Source organism: Natrinema versiforme, from assembly GCF_005576615.1.
GTDB lineage: Archaea > Halobacteriota > Halobacteria > Halobacteriales > Natrialbaceae > Natrinema > Natrinema versiforme_A.
This window is the reverse complement of sequence record NZ_CP040330.1, coordinates 1,419,169-1,438,609: the sequence shown is the minus strand read 5'-3', so window position 1 is coordinate 1,438,609 and position 19,441 is coordinate 1,419,169. Positions and strand designations below refer to the sequence as shown.

The following is a 19,441-nucleotide window of genomic DNA, read 5'->3' as shown; positions in this document are numbered from 1 at the left end:
CGGCCGACACGTACCGATCAGAAGAGCGTCGCGGGCCGCGAAACGGCGATATCGGACGAGTTACCGATCACGTCGGACGAGTCACCGATGGGACCGGGCGGTCACCGATCCGATCGGACGCGTCGAAGTCCGGCCTTCGCCATGATCCATGCCGGATAGACGGTGTTGTAGACGGTACTGGGGGCGTTCCTCGCACCCGCTCGAAGCAGTCGATGGGAGAGCGGCGGCTCCGACGCCGAGATCAGTTCGGCCAGTTCGGCGGTCTCGAGCCACTCGAAGAAGGTCCGTTCGGCCGGCGTCGCGGGCTCCGTCTCGCGGGCGCGATCGCGGATGTCCGCCCACATGTGTCGCTCGTCCTCGCCGAGCACCCAGTCGCCGCGCTCGAGGGACCGGCGGAGTTGGTGGTAGTCCGTGTCGGCGAACGGGTAGCCGTGATCGGCCGGCTCGAGCCCGGAGAGACGGAGCCCGACGGCGGTGCGATAGCACTTTTCACACTCGCCGCAGTTGCCCGCCATCTGGTCGTTGCAGGTCTGGAGTTGGAGGTCGGGATCCTCGGTGCGGACGTAGTCAGCGATGACATCGAGCCGTTCCTGTCGGGTGAGTTCGTAGGCGTCGTGATGACACTGCGTGCCGGCCCACCGGACGCGCTCGTCGATGTCGGGTCGGGACCCCCACTCGAGGTCGATCCCGTCCCAGTGGGTCGCGGCGACGTAGAGGTCCTCCATCCCGCGTGCGTAGGCCATCGGCGCACAGAGGCCGAGCAGCCCGAGCCCGTGGCCGACGGAGCTGTACCAACCGCCGTCGACGTGGCGCTTGTAGTGGGCCAACAGCATGGGATGGTCGAGAAAGGAGAGCATGTTCGATTCGACGAACGCGGTCTCGCAGTCGTGGTCGTCGGCGAAGCTCGAGACGCGCGATCGCAGGGCGTCCCACTTCTCGTCGTCCGCGGAATCGGGAGTGATCGTCCAGCCCCGGATACTGACCAGCGTCGGCGATTCCTCGCGGTGGCGGACGTACGAACACGTCGAGTCGACGCCGCCGGTAAAGAGCAGGCCGCTCTCGTTGCCCGTCGCCGGCTCCGGCTCGATCGTCCGCCGGGCATAGAGAGTTCCGCCCTCGAGGAAGTCGTGCATCTCGCACAGCGACTCCTTGACCTCCTCGAGCGCCCGGGCGAACGTCGCGTCGACCTCGTCGACGTAGACGTCCGCCCCGTTGGCCCACGCGACCGGGCAGATCTGTGCGAGGACCGGGATCGCGAGCACGCCCTCGGGGACGTCCTCGATCGACACGTCGTAGCTGGTCCGGAACGGTTCGTCGCTGAAGAACCGCTCGAGGTCGGCCGAGGAACGAACCGAACACTCGAGGGTCCCGTCGTCGGCGGTGATCCGATCGATGATAATCGATGACATAGGTGAAAGGCGTGTAGCTCTCGAGTGAGTGGATCACGACCGGCTACAAAAACCACCAGAACCGTTGATCGGTCCGAAATCGAGAAAGCAATCCATAGACGACTGTTCGAAATCGATAGGTGCGACATACTCCGATTGGGCGGAGAGTGACGGCAGTTCGGTCCCGATTTCGGGGCAGATCGCTCCCGATTGCGGAACGAATCGCCCGCTCGAGTCTCGGAATTCGCGGAGACGAACCCGCTTTGTCGGTCGACTCCGTACTCGCGGGCCCGCTGCCGGCCAGTGATTTCGACGGTAGGAGACGTATAACAAACCACGTCAGCGCCGACCTCACGGGCAACGATGTATCTCGAGACTGGCCCCGACGAGCACGGTGAGAGGGTATGAGACGGTCGACGCTCAACGTGACGGTCGCGGTCGGGTTTCTGGCGGTCGCGATGGGGATTCTCGTATCGAGAGCGAACCCCGCGACGGCCTACGAGTCCTCGGTCTACGCGGGACCGCCGACGATCGTCTGGGCCGGGTTCGCGCTCGCGCTCGCCATCGCGGTCGGGACGACCCTCTCGTGTCGCGGTCGCCAGCAAGGGTTCGGAATCGCACTCGGCGCGACGACGGTGACGGCCATCGTGAGCCTCCCCGTGATCCGGAACTACTACTTCGCCGGCATGGGCGACGCGCTCACGCATCTGGGCTGGACGCGGGACATCATCAACGGCGGGACCGCACCGCACGAGCTGTTTTATCCCGGGCTCCACGCCATCGCGACGGTGCTGTACTTCGTCGGCGGCGTCCCGATCGAACGCGGGCTCCAGATCGGTATCGTCGTCCTGTTCGTCCCGTTCGTCGTCTTCGTCCCGCTCGCCGTCCGCGGCATGGCCGGCAACGGACTGGCGGTCGGTCTCGCCGCGATCGTCTCCTGGATGGTGCTCCCGGTCAACAACATCGCGACGTTCATGGGCGTCCACACCAACTCGAACGCGCTGTTTCTCGTCCCGCCCGTCGTCTTCGCGGTCGTCGCCTACCTCCGGCGGCGGTCGACGCTCGAGCGGCTCCCCTTGGGACTGTCGCCGTTCAGCGCGCTCGTATATCTGACCGCCCTCGCACTCCTGTTGGTCCACCCCCAGCAGATGTTCAATATCGTCATCCTCGTCGGCGCGATCAGTGGCGTCCAGTATCTCGCCCGACGACGGTTCGACGATCACCCGATGCTCGAGCATCCAACGACGTACGCACACACGATCACCCTCGGGGGGATGTTCGGGCTCTGGGCGCTGGGCAACGAGCGGTTCAGGAGCGCCGCGACCGGGCTCATCTCCGGCCTGTTGATGCAAGATATCGGTGCCGGAGCCGAAGTCGACCAGCGGGGCGGATCGCTCACCGAGATCGGCGGCAGTCTCGCCGAACTGTTCGTGAAGCTCTTCCTCGACGCGGCGATCATCGGCCTCATCGTCGGCCTGTTCGTGTTGGCCGTCTGGCTCGGCCGGACGCGACTCGACGGCGAGACGAAATCGCTCGTCAACTACGTCGCGCTCGCGCTCGTCCCGCTCGGCGGGCTGTTCGCCGTCTACTTCGTCGGGACCCCGACGATGGCGTTCCGACAGGTCGGCTTCATCTACGTGCTCCTGACGATCCTCGCCGGGATCGCGCTGGCACAGTTCGTCGGCGGGCTCTCGGGCGTGATTTCGCGGCCGGGAGCGAACGCGGTCACGGCGTTGGTACTCGGTACCTGTCTCGTGCTCGGGCTGATGACGGTGTTCGCATCGCCGCTGATCTACAATCCGGGCCAGCACGTGACCCCCGAAATGGCGAGCGGGTACGAAAGCGGGTTAGACCACGGGGCCGAGGACGTCCCCTACGCCGGCATGGGGTACGATCCCTACCGGTACGATCACGGGATCAACGGCATCTCCGGCGGCGGCGACAGGATCGGCGGCGCGTCGGCGGCCACCGGCTCCGTCAACGCCACCGTGTTCTCTCAGGGCAACTACAGCGGGGCCTACCCGACCGACGAGTACTACTTCACCGTCACGGAGTGGGACAGAACGAAAGAGATTGCCGTCTACGACGAACTCAACTACCGCAACGCCGCACTCGAGGGACTCGATACCGAGCCGGGTGCGAACAAGGTCATCTCGAACGACGAGTTCGAGATGTACGCCGTCAGCAGCGAGCCGTAGGGTCGTCGCTCGGTCGAGGCCACGCGACCCGCCGTCGGCGCCGTCGACACCGTCGCGGCTCGAGCCGCAGCGTCGAACCGATCAGTGGACCACACTGCACTCGAGGGGCACCGGCCGCCAGTTCGTGACGACTCGGACCGCGACGGGTGAACGGGTAGTTCTCGAATGGATCACGGTATCAGTTACCACTCGTTCCGCTCGAGGCCTCGTCCCTACTAGTCGTGGATCGATCAACGGGCGCAAATCGGGCGGTAATAGACTATTACGACTCGAGAAATACGATACTGCCCGATCGAAACGGCCCGTCGCGACCAGTTGGTCCAATCGCTCCGTCACTGTCGAATACGGCGTCAGATTCGATTCTGCGCGCGATATTCCGATATTTCCTCGGAAAAGACGCTGTTACGGGACGAATCTCAGTCAGCAATTCGTTCGTATCTTCGTGACTAAATGTCGGTAGATTCTTCGGTATTCTACAACGTTAGAAATATAGTCTGTAAATTTAAGCCATAGCGCCAAGGAAAAGTTTATGAGTGTAAGTTGGTGTTACGGAATTGTATGGCGCAGAACCCCCGTACGTCCGAGACGGAACCTACTCCGACTGCAGGCCGTAATAGCGGATTAACACGCCGTAACTACGTTCGCTCGCTGGCCGCGGTGGCGACCGCAGCAACCGCGATCGGCGGAGCCGGCGCCGCGGCCGCTGCCGAGGACGACTACGAGGTCATCGAAGCCCAGGGACAGACGATCACCATCGACGCCGGTGAGACCTGGGAGAACAAACTCATCGACATGACCACCGGTCAGGACATCATCGTCACCGCCCACAGCAGCGACTGGACGATTCGAAACGTCGGCTTCAAGGGCGAGAACACCTCCGGCACCGGGTCCGCCACGTTCGGCATCTCCGATACGAGCGGCGGCACGTCCACCGTCGAGAACGTCTACCTGGGCGACGGCGCGAGCACGGGCAACACCAATCCGAACGGCCACGGACAGACCGCCTTCTGGGTCGCCCCGGATCACAACGGCCATATCGACTTCGAGAACGTCAACATCCAGAACTTCTCGGACAACGCGATCTACGGCTCCGCCCCCGGCAACAAGGGCGGCGGCACGATCCACATCGACAGCAGCTTCGCCGCGAACTGTTACGTCTCGCACTTCCGACTCGGCACCGAGGGCAGCAAGGTCACCAACTCGAGCGTCTACGTCGACGGCAGTGAGGGCTACGTCGGCCGCGGTATCTGGGCGTGGGCCCCCGGCACGGTCGAGGTCGAAGGCTGCCAGATCGAGATGAACGGCCAGAACAACGCCATCGTCGCCGGTGCGAACGGCAACCCGACGGAGGTCACCGTCGCGGAAACCGACTACGACGAACAGGCCGGGATTTCCGAAGAGGCCGGCTCGAGCGTCCAAGTCGGCGACAGCGTCGGAACCGACCCCAGCGCGTTCATCCCCGACGGCGTGCCGACCAGCCCCGAAGAAGCGGCCTCGGGCTCCCAGAACTAACGCGATCGTCGCCGCGATCCCGCTGACGCACCCCTCCACCGAACCGCTGACGCCCTCCCCGCTGACGAACCCCTCTCCACCCCGCTGACGCACCCCTCCACTTCACGCAGTCCCCCGCTGACGCACCCTCCGCCGCGTGATGATGTGCACGCGGCTTCACCGCGCGCGATTGCTGACTCGTTTTCCGTACTGCTTCGCTTCGTTCGACCGGATTGCCGATAGCCACCGAGGAGGGCGACGACTCCATCTCGAGTTCGTCGTCGGTCACGGTATCGACCCGACGTACAGAGCGGAACCCGTGGCCCTGCAGTCGATTGCAGCCCTCGAGTCCGAGCGGCCGAAGCCCGTCGCTCCACTCGAGGTAGCCAAGACGGCGAGCTATCGCGTTCGTTCGAGTATCGTGACAGCCAAAAATCGCACCGACAGCCGGGCGAACTGTCGGCGGTGGCGCGATACAGAACGGTCTCCCAGTGTCTGCAACCCACTACTCGAGCCACAGTAAGAAACGGACCAGTTTGGAAATCGGAGCCGAGATGGGAGGTTGTGACGGTATCGACAGTCGGAGAGCATTGCCCATCGCCCGGCGAGTGAACGGGCCGAAACCGTTTATTCGAGTCAGGAATCGTGACGTATCAGGTTCTCACGGGCCGGGAATCGAGAGGAAGAGCCGAAATCGACCGAGCCGATCCGAAATCGTCACCGAAACCGCGACGGAATTACTGTTTACGTGCGTTGTACTGGACGTCGACCGTCGCGTCGCCGAGGATTTTGAAGTCCTCGATGTCGCCGTCGAACCAGTAGGCGTCGAGCCAGCCGGCGACGCCGCCGCGGACCGTCGTGTCCTCGACGATATCGTCGTCGTCGATCGTCGCGTCCCGGTACTGAGCCTTGATGACTTTGCCGGTTGCGCGGAACGAGTACGTACTCGGCTTGGAAGCGCCGGTGCCGTCGAAGACGATCGCGTGCGGGAGGAGCTCGGGGTCGCCGTACTCCTCGAGGTCGATCTCCTCGCCGTCGACCGTGATCGTTGCCTTGCCGCCGGTCATCGTGACATCGGTCAGCGTCCCTGAGAAACGGAAGCGGAGATTGTCGCTGGTGACGGTGCTCTGGACCGTCGAGCCCGAGATCGTGGTCGCTTCGTCCTCCGGATCGTCCTCGCCCGCGAACTCGATCTCACCGTCGACCGTGATCTCGAATCCGACGGGGACGCCGGGTCCCTGTACCTCGAGGACGTGGGGGAGGTCGTCGCCGAAGTCCGAGGGATGGACCCGCTCGCCGTTGACGGAGACCGTTCCGGGGCCGTCGACAGTCAGTTCTTCGATCTCGCCGCTGAATTTGAAGGCGTCCTTCCAGTCGGCGACGCCGCCGTAGACGGTACCGCCCTCGATGGCGTCCTCGTCGTCGATCGACGCGCCGTCGTAGCTGCTCCGTTCGACCTCGCCGCTGACGGAGAATTCGTAGCGAGTTGAGTCCTCGTCGCTCCCGTTGATGAGGATGATGTTCTGCAGGACATCGTCGATGTCGGCGGGGTCGATCTCGACGCCGTTGACGCGGACGGTCGCGTTACCGTCGACCGACAGGCGCTCGATCTGGCCGTCGAACCGGAACGCGTCGAGGTAGTCGGCGACGGTGCCGCTGGCGCGTTTGCCGTCGACCGACGCTGCTTGGTCGATCGTCGCGTTTTCGTCGGTGCTCGCCTCGACCGCGTCGCTGACGACGAACTCGTAGCTCGTGGAATCCGACGTGCCGTTCCCGTCGAAGACGATCGTGTTCGCCAGCGACGATTCGCTCGGGTCTTGTCCCGGCTCGGGGCTGGGCGACGGCTCGGACGAGCCACCGCTTGCAGCTTCTTCGGCCGAGGTCGGGACGCCGTCGGGAATCGAGAGATCGGGGTTGGATCCGAGCCCGCTCCCGCGGGAGAGTTGGATGTTCCCGCGCTGACTGATCCCATCGAACTGCGTGTTATCGATGCTGATCCGTGTCGTCTTGCCGTTTCGGCCGAGGTGGATCGCGTTGGTGTAGGACCCGGAACTGAAGTGGCAGTTCGAGACCTCCATCCGTCCGGGGTTCCAGCCCCAGAAACAGCGGCCGTTGTACCGACCGTTACTGTCGTTGTACGCCACGGAGTTCGTACACTTCGAGCCGTTGGAGCTCAGCCGGTAGCTCGAGACGTAGTTGTTCGCCGCGTAGCAGTTATCGATGTGGACGGTGCCGCCGTTGCCGTTGTAGCCGGGGGCGGACGCGTAGATCCCGTTGTTGGGCCAGTCCTGAACGTTACAGTTTCGGATGTCGATGTGACCGCTGTGTTCCGGGGCGACCCAGATACCACACTGTCCGTGGGAACTGTAGCTGCTCGGCCGGAGACAGCCGTCTCCCATGTAGACGTTTTCGATCGTCGACGTGTTGCCGTCGACGTCGGCGACCGCGATCGCGTGCCTGTCGTGTCGGTGGGTCCCGACGAAGCCGACGTTCCGGATCGTCCAGTTCGTCGACTCTCGAGCGTAGAGCCCGAACCAGTTGCCGTTCGAGAAGTCGATGATCTTGTTCTCGAAGACCTCGCCGTCGTCGATGTTGTACCACTCGTTGGAGGCCTCGATGACCTCGTAGTCCTCGGCGGCGGCCGCGCTGCCGGTCGCCAGTCCGCCGCCGATCACGGATGCCGCACCCGTTAGCTTCAGGTACGAGCGACGGTCCAGTAATCTATTATTACCGCCCGTATCACCGCTCTCGGGGCCGCTATCCGCAGATTCGCCGTCATTCAATACCGAATTGTCGCGTGCCATGCGTTCGGGTAACGATAGTATGCCACCATAAACTTTCTCCTTAATTCTGTATAAAATAAACAGACTATCAGAGATTCATTGCTATTTCTTGTTTAATATATTGTACTAGAGTACAATTGTTTTATATTGGAATCGACAGACGGCACCGGGGTAATACGCTATTACCGCCGTTTCGTCCGGCTATTCGGACCGTCAACACCGGCGATAAGTTACAAAGGACAGACAGAATGGAACGCAGACTGAACGCCGATCGCGGCAACCGACGACGGTCCGGTCCGTTCGCACTGCCGTTCTGGGAACGAGATACGTTCGGGGCTGGAACTCGCGGCTCTCGGACGGCGGAGCGGCGGCCCAACGGAGCGCGGCGACCGCGGGTTCCGACGGACCGCCTCGAGCGGCGACTCGCTCGGGCAACGGGAGCGGGCGACTCGAGTGACGCGGCCGCCGACGCGGTGAACGCGGCGCGTCACCGCGATAGCCTGCGGTCGGTCAGATGTGGGCTTTGATCTCGTAGACGTCGACGAGCCCGCTCGCGACGGACAGCACCGCCCAGACCGCGACGCCGGCGGCGATGACGGCGAGCAGGGTCGCGATCCCGGTGACGAACGGCTGTAAGGCGACGACGGCGGCGGTCATCGCGACGGTCACGCCGCCGGCGGCGCCGATCGACTTCCCGAGTCGCCGCCAGTGAAGGTCGAGTTCGCGGTCGATGAGATAGACGTTGTACACCACCATGAGCCCGTAACAGAGCGCCGTCGATGTCGCCGCGCCGACGACGCCGATCGCCGGGATCAAGACGAGGTTCAACCCGAAGTTCAACCCGCCGGTGATCCCTTTCCCGACCGCGCGTTCGGTCGCCCGGCCGAGGTAATCGAGGCTATCGTTGGTGATCTTGTCGACCGCCTGAAAGAGGACGAAGACGCTGAACACCTGTAAGACCGGCGCAGCGCCGGCGAACTCCTCGCCGAAGACGAACCGGATTCCGGGGTCCGCGAGGAGGACGATCCCGGCGACCGCCGGCAGGTACAACAGGAGGACGTACTCGAGGGACTGCTCGTAGACGCGGGCGGCCCGCTCGAGTTGTTCGGACGACTTGTGCTCGCCGAACGTCGGCGCGACGGTAAAGCCCAGCGAGTCCGCGGGCGCGATCACGAACGTCGAGACCTGCTTGGCGAGTTCGTAGAAGCCGACGGCGACCGGGGTCAGGAAGAAGCCGACCATCAGCGTGTCGACGCGTTTGTATAACGTGTTCGCACCCTGTGAGGCCGTCAGTGGCAGGCTGTACCTGACGATGCGTTTCGGGAGGCCGGGCTCGCCGACATCGGTCGTCGGATACGACGCGAGGATTTGATAGAGGAAGTAGCTTCCGACGAGTACGGCCACCAGATAGCCGGCGATGAAGCCGGCCAGCGCGCCGTACGCGCCGAAGCCGGCGACCACGAAGAGGACGATGAAGCCGAGTCGCCCGACGCTCGAGACCGTACTGGTCGCCGCGGTCAAAGTGACTTTGCCGAAGCCCTGGAACGCGATCAGCAGGTAGCCGTGTGCGACCTTGACGACGATGTAGATAACACCGAGCGCCAGTAGCGGTACCAGCCCCGGCTCGCCGTAGGCGGCGGCGATCGCGTCCCGGAAGAGGAAGAACAGGACGCAGACGACCGCCACGGTGAGGACGTTGAACGCGATCGATGAGCGGACGATGTGGCGGATCTGGGACTCGTCGGTGTTTCGATACTCGGTGACGAACTTCGCCATCGACTTCGGGATTCCGAGGGTTCCGAACAGGGTCCCGATCGAAAAGACGGCGATGGCGAGGAAGATCAGTCCGTACTCGTCGGGCGAGAGGAAGACCCGCGTGAGCAACAGAGTGATCGCCCCTTGTGCGCCGAGTCGAAGCAGTTCGGCACCGAACGTGGCCTTGACTCCGCGGACGAGGCGCTGTGAGAGTGACATTGGAAACGAGGAACTGGGCGGCTATCGCCGGTCGCTACAGGTCGGCCGGAACGGACTCCTCGTCGTCGGGCGTGGCGGGCTCCTCCGCCGGCGTGGCGTCGGCCGCTTCCGACGGGTCCGCCGTCTCTGCCGCACTCTCCTCTCGGCTCGGCTGGGCAGCATCGCGGATGGTCTCCATGATGCGGATCGTCCACTTCGACTGCTCGAGGGGCACCGGGACCTCGGCGTCGCCCTCGATCGCGTCGACGAACTCGTCGAAGATCGCACAGTGGGAGTTCGTCTTGGTCTCCGACTCCCAGCTGTCGTCGAACCGCGAGGTCGCGACCGCTTTGACGTTCTCGAGCGTGCTGGAGGCCTGCGCGAGGGAGACGTCGAGACTCTTCTTCGAGCGGGCGATGACCGAGGAGGTGTAGTCCTCGTCGACCTCGTAGAGCGACTGATTGATCTCGTCGACGATGAGCGACTTCTCGGAGCCCGTGATCACGTGGAGGCGCTGGGGCAGCGTCCCCGAGAGCATCGTCACGTTACAGAGCGCCCCCTCCTTGGAGACGTACTGTGCTTGGGCCTGATCGTATTCGAAGTCCTCCTCGTAGTCGTCTGAGAGGACGGTCTGTGCGGAGATGTCGTCGTCGCGTTCGGGCCAGCCGCCGATGCCCAGAATCGAGTAGATCGGGTGGGGAAGCCCCTCCTCGAACTCGCCGCCGGGGAGCTCAAACACCCACGACCCCCGGTTGACCTGGTCGGGCGGGGTGAGTCCCGCGTAGAGCGTATCCACGGACTTGACGTGGCCGAGTTCGCCGGCGTCGATTAGCTCTCGAGCCTTGCGGACCGCCGGATAGAACAGGTGGTTGTGGATGACCGTGACGGGCGTGTCGTGTTCGCGCGAGAGGGTCTGCAGCTGCTCGACCTCCTCGGCCGTGACGGTCGCGGGCTTCTCGATGATGACGCCGACCCCGGCCTCGATCGCCTGGCGAGCGATCTCGAAATGGGTCTGGACCGGCGTACACACGTGGAGACAATCGAGTTCGTCGAGGAGTTCGGTGAAGTCCGTGACGGCCATCGTCCCGAACTCCCGGGCCCGTTCCCGAGCCAGTTCCTCGTCGAGATCACAGACCGCGACCAGTTCCATGTCAGGGTTGTTCTGGGCGCCCGCGAGATGCGCTCGCGAGACCGTTCCTGCGCCGACGACTGCGGTTCGAACGACCATGACAGAGCGGACAGTACTCCGATCATTAGTTTTAGTCCGATTACTTCACGAGCGCCAACTATCCCTCGGCACGCCGGCCGAGTATGGACCCGTTACTGATACTGACGATCATCACTTTCGACAGCCCGACGCGATGAGACCCGAGATCGACCCGCCGACACCGGCATCCGACGGGACCTGCGCTCCGCTCGAGCGAGTCGCGCTCGAGTCAGGCGATGGCTCTCGAGGATGTAGTTTCGAAGAGGCGGCTCCCGCGCCGGGAACAGCTGCTGGCACGCGACTGTTCCGGTACTGGATGACGGTCGTCGGGAGCCATGTGAACGTACGCAATCGGGTGGTAAAAACCCTTCTCAACGGTCCGACAACAACGGCCCGTGTGGGATCGATCGACGAACGGACAGCTACCGCAGCTGCTGGCGCTGGTATGTGGATGCGGAACGACAGAAGTACTCCGACCGGTTGTCGTGGGTTACGATTCGGACCGTCGCCGTGAACGGTGGATCACTCGATCCGAGAGAGTTTGCCGTCGACGTTGCGTTCTTGGGACCGGTTCCGGACGACGTGTGCGGTCGAGAGACAGAGGAAAGCGGCGACGACGACGCCCGCGAGGGCGGCAAGCGGCACGGTCGACAGCAGCGGCGCGCCGAGAACCGCTGCGCCGAGGAGGGCAGTACCGACCACGCTGAGCCCGGCGTACCATCGATCCCAGCGGTCCTGACGATGGGTGTCCGTATCGAGGTACATCATCAGCAGATCGGCGTTGTCCGCGAGCGAGATCAGCCCGCGATCCTGATCGTACTCGACGATCCCGGCGTCGTCCATCTTCGGCAGGTGGGTCTGGTAGAGGGCGACGTAGACCCGTTTGCGTTGGTCGGAACTGAGCGCGTTGACCTCGGTATCGTTTTCCCACGCCGCGATCTGTTCGGCGAGTTCGCCGAGGGTCACCGTTTCGTCGGCTTCCAGCAAGTACGCGAGGACTTCCCGGCGACGGCGGTTCTTTAAGAGCTCGAAAATAACGTCCTTGGAGAGCCGTTCATCCTCGTCGGCGTCGGCGACCGACGCGATCTCGTCCGGGAGCGACGTATCGATCGAGGACATTAGGCCGTCCCTCCGGCTGTATAGACTCCATTCGAGCTGCGGGTCCCCTGACGCCGAGGCTTCGTCGTCCCGAAGCGTCGGCTCGCCGGCGACCGCTGTACGTTCGAACGGCGGGTCGAAATCACGATTGACACACCAAGTTGAACACCAACAGAGATACTCTTAAGCACAGCCACGTTTCGCACCGTCTGCAAAGGAGGTACGGAACGACTTCGGGAGGGTGCCGTCGCGACGCCTGACCGCCGCTGGGACGGGCGATTCCGGCCGCCGTCGAAGCCGATCGGTATCGACTGATTGCGGGCGTATATCGGCGGCGTACGGACGCCCCGTCGGCGGCGGAACCCGACGTTGGTGCGGCCCGGCGGACTGGTTCCAAACACGGCACTGGTACCGAACGTTCGAACCGACCAAGATAAAGTCGAACGACAGTTCACAGCCGAACGACGGATTTACTCCGTGAAGCAGCGATTTACGGAATCAGCTCGACGCAACGATCGCTAGATTTCATGTGGCACGTACACATTGGTCATGGTGGGTCGAAACGGGCGATCGACGGCCGTTTCACCCGGTCACGACCGATGGGACACGGTCTCGATACGACCGTCGCACCTGTTTGCTCGAGGCAGCTGACGGTCGTATCGTTCATCTACCTCTCTTCGGTGGTATCGTCGGGAGACGATCAACGACTCCCGGTATATGAGTCGCCGTGATCGGTCCGCTGAATCGACACACTGACTGCCGACCGGCGCTCTCGTAAGTCGGTGTTTCCCGCGAAACCATGTGAACCCCTTACAGTGGCGGCATGACTTTCCTCCGGTACTGATGACGCGGTCTATCATCGATCAACACAGCACCGAATCACAGGCCGAGGAGGTTGAGACCGGTCTGTGTCCCGACTGCGAGACCGACACGATCGTTCACGATCCGGATCGCGGGGAACAGGTTTGTGCGGAGTGTGGCCTCGTCCTTACCGAAGATCCCATCGATTATGGGCCGGAATGGCGCGCGTTCAACGCACAGGAACACGACGAGCTGTCCCGCGTCGGCGCGCCGCTGACCCAGTCGATGCACGACCGGGGGCTGACGACGACCATCGACTGGCGAAACAAGGACGCGAACGGCCACTCGATGTCGGCCGACAAACACGGCCAACTCCATCGACTCCGGGTCTGGCAGGAACGAATCCGAACGAAAAACGCGGGCGAACGCAACCTCAAGTACGCCCTCTCGGAGATCGACCGCATGGTAAGCGCGTTAGGCGTCCCCAAGCCGGTCAAAGAGACTGCAAGCGTCATCTACCGGCAGGCGCTCGAGCAGGATCTCATCCGCGGCCGCTCGATCGAGGGCGTCGCAACCAGCGCGCTCTACACCGCGTGTCGTAAGGAGGACATTCCCCGGAGCCTCGAGGAAGTAACGTCCGTTTCACGCGTCGACCAGCGAGAGATCGGTCGGACCTACCGCTACATCGCGGACGAGTTGGACATCAACTTGGAGCCGACGAACCCCCGACAGTTCGTCCCGCGGTTTTGCTCGGAGTTAGACGTCGACAAGGACGTCGAAACCAAAGCCATCGACATCATCGATCGGACGACCGAGCAGGGGCTGCACTCCGGCAAGTCGCCGACGGGGTTCGCCGCCGCGGCCATCTACGCCGCCGGCCTGCTCTGTGACGAGACCATCCCGCAACGCGCGGTCGCCGACACCGCCCAGACGACCGTCGTCACTGTTCGGAATCGGTATCGCGAGCAACTCGAGGCGATCGATCAGCAGCCCGCTACATGATCGAGCGCTCGTCCTCGGTTGTGTCTCCGGTGTAGAGTTCCTCGTCGGCCAGCGCGTGGAGGTTGGCGTAGGGGACGAACGCAATGAACTCGTCGTCACCGTCGTAGAGGTCGACGCCGTTCTCGGCCCGGTCGTACCGTTCGCATTCGATCTGTCCCTCGGGGAGGATCGCGCGATACATACTGAAACCCCACACCGTCCAGTCAAATATAGCTATCCGGGCTCGAGAGAGCGACGGACACGTCGCGGGAGCGCGGTCGGCGAACACCGCCGGCGAGCGAAATCGGTTTACCCGCACCGCCGCTACGACTCGCCAGTGACCGACGAACGTTCTTCGACGCCCACCGACGAACAGCGAAGCGAGCCCGCGGACCCGACCGACGCGGCGGCGACCGACACCGGCGAGGAGAACGAGACCGGCGACTCGAGCGACGACGGCGACGAGTTCACGATCGCCGACTTCCACGACGCCAGCCAGCGGGAGGGCCGCCCAGTTCTCACCGCCGCGGCCGTCTCCCGCGCCCTCGAGATCCCCCACGACGACGCCAACGATCGGCTCGAGACCCTCGCCGAGCGGGGCGAGCTACAGCGCCACGCGGTCTCGACCGATCCGGTGGTCTGGTATCCGACCGAACTCGAGGACCTGACCGATCGCGAGCGGGTGGTCATCTTCCCGAAGCGTCGGGAGATCATCGTCGATCGACCCGACCAGTTCACGCGCGCGCAACTCTCGCAGTTCGCCCACCTCGCGGACGGGAACGGCGAGCAGGGCTATCGCTACGTCGTCCGGCCGGAGGACATCTGGGGGACGCCACACGACTCCTTCGACGACCTCGCGCGGACGATGCGGCAGGCGCTGGGCCAGCGCTCGGAGCGACTCGAGGACTGGGTCGAGAGCCAGTGGGACCGGGCCCACCAGTTCCGGCTTGTGACCCACGACGACGGCTACACCGTCCTCGAGGGCCAGAGCGCGGAGATCATGGGCAACGTCGCCCGCCAGAAACTCGACGAGGAACACGTCCACGCGCCGATCTCCGAGACCGAAGACTGGGTCCAGGAGGGCTCGGAAGCCGCGATCAAGCGGATCCTCTACGAGGCCGGCTATCCGGTTCAGGACCACCGCGAACTCGAGTCCGGCGAGGAACTGCCGATCGATCTCGAGGTGTCGCTGCGGGACTACCAGCGGACGTGGGTCGACCGCTTCGCCGAGGCCGGCGAGGGCGTCTTCGTCGGCCCGCCGGGCAGCGGGAAGACCGTCGCCGCGATGGGCGCGATGGCCCACGTCGAGGGCGAGACGCTCGTACTCGTACCGAGCCGCGACCTCGCCCAGCAGTGGGCTGATACGATCATCGAGTACACCTCGCTCGAGCCCCACCAGATCGGGCAGTACCACGGCGGCCGCAAGGAGGTCCGCCCGGTGACGATCGCAACCTACCAGATCGCGGGGATGGATCGCCACCGCTCGCTGTTCGACGACCGCGAGTGGGGGCTGGTGGTCTTCGACGAGTGCCAGCACGTCCCCTCGGACGTCTACCGGCGCAGTACGCACCTGCAGTCCAAACACCGGCTCGGACTGTCGGCCAGCCCCATTCGGGAGGACGACCGCCAGACCGAGATCTTCACCCTCGTCGGACCGCCGATCGGCACCGACTGGGAGGCGCTGTTCGACGCGGGCCACGTGGCCGAACCCGAACTCGAGATCCGCTACGTGCCGTGGGGCGACGACGAGCAGGCAAACGCCTACGGCTCGGCCGACGGACGGGAGAAGTACCGGATCGCCGCGCGCAACCGGGGCAAGATCGACGAGGTCCGCTACCTGCTGTCGGCCCACCCCGACTCGAAAGCCATCGTCTTCGTCGACTACCTCGAACAGGGCCGGGAACTCTCCGAGGCGCTCGAGGTCCCGTTCCTCAGCGGCGAGACGCCCCACCATGAGCGCCGGCGGCTGTTGGACGAGTTCCGGCGGAACGAGCGCGATCTGTTGCTCATCTCGCGGGTCGGCGACGAGGGGATCGACCTGCCGACGGCCGATCTGGCGATCGTCGCCTCCGGGCTCGGCGGGAGCCGCCGGCAGGGCACCCAGCGGGCCGGGCGGACGATGCGACCCGCCGGCGGCGCGCTCGTCTACGTGCTCGCGACGCGGGGCACGCGCGAGGAGGATTTCGCCCGGAAACAGCTCCAGCACCTCGGTCGCAAGGGGATGACAGTCCGCGAGCAGACGGTCGAGCGCGACGAGGACTGAGCGGGCCGGTCTTGAGGGACCCCGCGATCCGGCGGCTATCGAGACTGAGCCGAGGCCAATATTCAAGGTTGCGGGTTCGAACTGTACGGATAGTATGAACGAACCGCGCGGACGCGAGGTGGTGGGCCAGTGAGCGACGAGGAGTCCAAGCAGCGACAGATACTCGTCGGCGAGACCGATAGCGGTGCCGACCTCAAGCTGCCCGTCGTCGAACTGCTCACCGGTCGCGGATTCGTGACGGGGAAATCGGGCTCCGGCAAATCGAACACCGCGTCGGTGATCGCCGAGGAACTGCTCGAGGCCGGCTACCCCCTCCTCATCGTCGACACGGACGGCGAGTACTACGGGCTCAAAGAGGAGTACGAGATGCTCCACGCGGGGGCCGACGAGGAGTGTGACATCCAGATCGGGCCGGAACACGCCGAGCAGATGGCCACGATCGCCCTCGAGGAGAACGTGCCCGTCATCCTCGACGTCTCGGGCTATCTCGACGAGGACGTGGCAGACGAGTTACTTCGGGAGGTTGCCCGGCAGCTGTTCGTCAAGGAGAAGAAGATGAAGAAGCCGTTCCTGCTGGTCGTCGAGGAGGTCCACGAGTATATCCCCGAGGGCGGCGGCGTCGGCGAGACCGGCAACCTGCTGATCAAGATCAGCAAGCGCGGGCGCAAACACGGCCTCGGCATCGTGGGGATCAGCCAGCGCCCGGCCGACGTGAAGAAGGACTTCATCACGCAGGCGAACTGGCTCGTCTGGCACCGGCTGACCTGGGACAACGACACGAAGGTCGTCGGCCGGATCATCGACACCGAGTACAAGGAACTCGTCTCCGACCTCGACGACGGACAGGCGTTCGTCCAGACCGACTGGACCGAAGTCGACGTCCGGAAGATCCAGTTCCGCCGCAAACGGACCTTCGACGCGGGCGCGACCCCCGGCCTTGACGACTTCGAACGCCCCGAACTCAAGTCCGTCTCCGACGCGCTGGTCGGCGACCTCCAGAACATCTCCGAGCGCAAGGAGCGCGAACAGGACCGGATCAACGAACTCGAGACCGAACTCGAGAAAAAGGAAAAACGCATCGAGACCCTCGAAGACGAACTCTCGTCGGCGCGGGACGTCTCGAGTGCGGCCAGACAGATGGCCGACGCGCTGAGCAACACGGACACCGTCCAGTCGCAACTCCCCGGCGAGGGCGAGGATCTGCGCCGGCTCCACGAGGAGATCGCCGATCTCGAGGCCGAGCGGGACGAGCTACAGGAAGAACTCGAGTCACGCGACGAGCGAATCGAGAGTCTCGAAGACCGACTCGCGGGACAGTCGGCGGAAGTCGATCGCCTCCGATCGGAGAACGAGCAGTTACGCGCGGTCGTCCGCGACCTCGAGAGCGACGAAAGCGAATCGGCGACCGACGAGAACGCTGCAAGCGACGACGATTCGGCGTCGATCGTCCAAGCCGGCGGCGACGATATCGAGTTCGGCTACACGCCCGCCGACGAGGAGCCCGATCGGGAGACGGCGGCGGACGACGAATCGGGATTCGTCGTCGCGGACGAAGAGCGCGAACTGGCGGACCTCCTCGAGGTCCAGTGGATCAGCGATCGGGTCGCTCGCGCGTGCGAGGGATCGCAGTGTTCGGCCGAAACGGCCGAGGCGATTCTGGGTCTGTTCGCGACGGAGGGCCGGCTCCGGACGGAGACCGTCGCCGCTCGAGTCGACCGCTCGCGGGTCGCCGTCCAGAGTCTCGTCTCGGAGCTTCGCACGGAGGGGCTGCTCGAGCGATCGGCCGAACGGACGTACGCGCTGAGCGACGACGTTCGCGCGGAACTGTCGGCGACGGCTGCCGATCAGTAGCGCGGAACTCGCGTTCGGTCGACCGGACGGAACTCGCGTCCGATCGACTGACGAGAGAAAGAAGACGATCTCACCGCCGTAATCGATCGCCGACTGTCTCGATCGCCGACGGCTCGATCCCCTGATGAACCGGCAGCGCGACGAGTTCGTCCGCGAGCCGGATCGACGTTTCGTAGGTCTCGTCCTCGCGGACATTTTGACGGAGTATCGGCCACGTGTGGGCACCGACGACGCCACAGTCCTCGAGTTCCGCAAGGAACGCTTCCGACTCGCTCGTCCGCACGGGGAACTCGTACGGACTGATTCCCGCCGGCAGCCGTTTGAAGAGCGGAGTCAGGTCGTTGCGACCGTCCACGATCTCCTGCCACGCCCGGAAGTTCTCCCGGCGGGCGGCCCGGATCGCGTCGGGGTCAGCGGCGTCCGCGACGGCCGCAGAGAACCGCGACATGGGGACTTTCGCGGCCTCGTAGCGGCCGCTCGGATCGACGGACGACGAGTCCTCGGCTCCGTCGGAGAGGACCGCCTCGACCGACCGATGGAGCGACGGGCTGGTCTCGAGGACGCGTTCGGCGACCGAGGCGGCCACGAACCGGCAGTCGCCGGCCGCGATCCGGCCGGAACGGCCGGCCAGCGAGGAGGGGGAGAACTGCGATTTGACCTCGTCGTCGGTGCAGTAGAGCAACGCGCCGTCGGGGACCGGCAGCAGTTTCCGCAGCGTCGTGATGCCGAGGTCGCCGTGGGTTCCGAGCAGCGTTCCGTCGCAGACGCTGAGCGGCGAGTGGGCGTTGTCGTCGACGTGATAGCAGTCGTACTCGTCGGAAAGCGACGCGATTCGCTCGAGGCCGGGCTGTGGGAACCCGAAGTAGTTGACCGACATGACGGCGGCGGTGTCATCGTCGATCCGTGACTCGAGATCGGCGAAATCCGGCGCGAGGGTCTCCTCGACGGCGTAGAACCGCGACTCGAGTCCGAGGTCGTGGAACGGCTCGACGACGGCGGGAGAGAGGTAGGCGGGAACGAGGACGTTCTCGCCGGAGTCGACGAGGCCCGCGAGCCCGTCCCGGAGCGCGACTTTCCCGGCACCGTAGTAGGTGTGCGTGCTGTCCGGTGCGTGCCGATCGACGAACGGATCGATCCCGGACCCCGATTGCGAGACTGCAACGTCGAATACGGAGGGGGTAGCGCTGATCATGCGTGAGATCGGTGTGAAGAGACGGTGGCAGTAGCGACGAGCATCGGCGTAATACGGTGACGAGCGGGGCCTTAGTGATACGGACGGTACAGCTCGCGATCGCGCGGAAATCCGCGCGTACACGAATCGCTCGATCCTGACAATCACGCGGGCTGAACTACTATTCCGACCGTAGAGCCGGCAGCGCGAGCTTACGGCCCGCAAGCACGTTGCATAACAAAGCCGAACCGACCGG

Annotated in this window: 12 protein-coding genes; 5 read left to right on the top strand and 7 right to left on the bottom strand. The window is 64.4% G+C overall.

The annotated features are described in order from the left end of the window. Window positions 1-101 precede the first annotated feature (101 nt). A complete protein-coding gene (locus tag FEJ81_RS06985) occupies window positions 102-1,409 on the bottom strand; it encodes a hypothetical protein (protein WP_138244607.1) in 1,308 nt (435 codons plus the stop codon). Between the two features lie 383 nt (window positions 1,410-1,792). Here FEJ81_RS06985 and FEJ81_RS06980 point away from each other — a divergent pair, with 383 nt between their 5' ends. Together FEJ81_RS06980 and FEJ81_RS06975 are read left to right on the top strand one after the other, a co-directional pair. Continuing rightward, the gene (locus FEJ81_RS06980; protein ID WP_138244606.1) at window positions 1,793-3,586 is read left to right on the top strand and encodes a hypothetical protein; all 1,794 of its coding nucleotides are present in this window, start codon (window positions 1,793-1,795) and stop codon (window positions 3,584-3,586) included. A 558-nt stretch (window positions 3,587-4,144) separates the two neighbouring features. Further along, the gene (locus FEJ81_RS06975; protein ID WP_138244605.1) at window positions 4,145-5,098 is read left to right on the top strand and encodes a hypothetical protein; all 954 of its coding nucleotides are present in this window, start codon (window positions 4,145-4,147) and stop codon (window positions 5,096-5,098) included. A 716-nt stretch (window positions 5,099-5,814) separates the two neighbouring features. On the opposite strand, the gene FEJ81_RS06970 is transcribed toward FEJ81_RS06975, so the two are convergent. The 4 genes from FEJ81_RS06970 to FEJ81_RS06955 all read right to left on the bottom strand — a co-directional run bounded on the left by FEJ81_RS06970 (window position 5,815) and on the right by FEJ81_RS06955 (window position 12,139). Continuing rightward, entirely contained in the window at window positions 5,815-7,881 is a 2,067-nt protein-coding gene (locus FEJ81_RS06970) for a right-handed parallel beta-helix repeat-containing protein (protein WP_138244604.1), read from the bottom strand. Window positions 7,882-8,370: 489 nt separating this feature from the next. Continuing rightward, a complete protein-coding gene (locus FEJ81_RS06965) occupies window positions 8,371-9,834 on the bottom strand; it encodes a flippase (protein ID WP_138244603.1) in 1,464 nt (487 codons plus the stop codon). A 34-nt stretch (window positions 9,835-9,868) separates the two neighbouring features. Next, complete coding sequence (locus FEJ81_RS06960; RefSeq protein ID WP_138244602.1) at window positions 9,869-11,041, bottom strand: Gfo/Idh/MocA family protein; 1,173 nt, start codon at window positions 11,039-11,041, stop codon at window positions 9,869-9,871. A gap of 501 nt (window positions 11,042-11,542) precedes the next feature. Further along, window positions 11,543-12,139, bottom strand: a complete 597-nt coding sequence (locus tag FEJ81_RS06955) for a DUF7344 domain-containing protein (protein ID WP_138244601.1) — start codon at window positions 12,137-12,139, stop codon at window positions 11,543-11,545. An 822-nt stretch (window positions 12,140-12,961) separates the two neighbouring features. Here FEJ81_RS06955 and FEJ81_RS06950 point away from each other — a divergent pair. Beyond that, window positions 12,962-13,921: a transcription initiation factor IIB gene (locus FEJ81_RS06950; RefSeq protein WP_138244600.1), complete on the top strand. Its 960-nt coding sequence runs from the start codon at window positions 12,962-12,964 to the stop codon at window positions 13,919-13,921. On the opposite strand, the gene FEJ81_RS06945 is transcribed toward FEJ81_RS06950, so the two are convergent. Further along, on the bottom strand, window positions 13,914-14,102 hold the full coding sequence (locus FEJ81_RS06945) for a hypothetical protein (RefSeq protein WP_138244599.1): 189 nt from the start codon (window positions 14,100-14,102) through the stop codon (window positions 13,914-13,916). The genes FEJ81_RS06950 and FEJ81_RS06945 overlap by 8 nt on opposite strands. Before the next feature lie 135 nt (window positions 14,103-14,237). Between FEJ81_RS06945 and FEJ81_RS06940 the strand changes: the two genes are divergently transcribed. Both FEJ81_RS06940 and FEJ81_RS06935 read left to right on the top strand, forming a co-directional pair. Continuing rightward, on the top strand, window positions 14,238-16,163 hold the full coding sequence (locus tag FEJ81_RS06940) for a DEAD/DEAH box helicase (RefSeq protein ID WP_138244598.1): 1,926 nt from the start codon (window positions 14,238-14,240) through the stop codon (window positions 16,161-16,163). 129 nt (window positions 16,164-16,292) lie between these two features. Continuing rightward, on the top strand, window positions 16,293-18,014 hold the full coding sequence (locus FEJ81_RS06935; RefSeq protein ID WP_138244597.1) for a helicase HerA domain-containing protein: 1,722 nt from the start codon (window positions 16,293-16,295) through the stop codon (window positions 18,012-18,014). Window positions 18,015-18,084: 70 nt separating this feature from the next. Here the strand turns inward: FEJ81_RS06935 and FEJ81_RS06930 are convergent, their stop codons facing one another. Next, window positions 18,085-19,206 carry a DegT/DnrJ/EryC1/StrS family aminotransferase gene (locus FEJ81_RS06930; RefSeq protein ID WP_138244596.1) on the bottom strand — a complete coding sequence of 374 codons (1,122 nt, stop codon included), beginning with the start codon at window positions 19,204-19,206 and terminating at the stop codon, window positions 18,085-18,087. Window positions 19,207-19,441 lie beyond the last annotated feature (235 nt).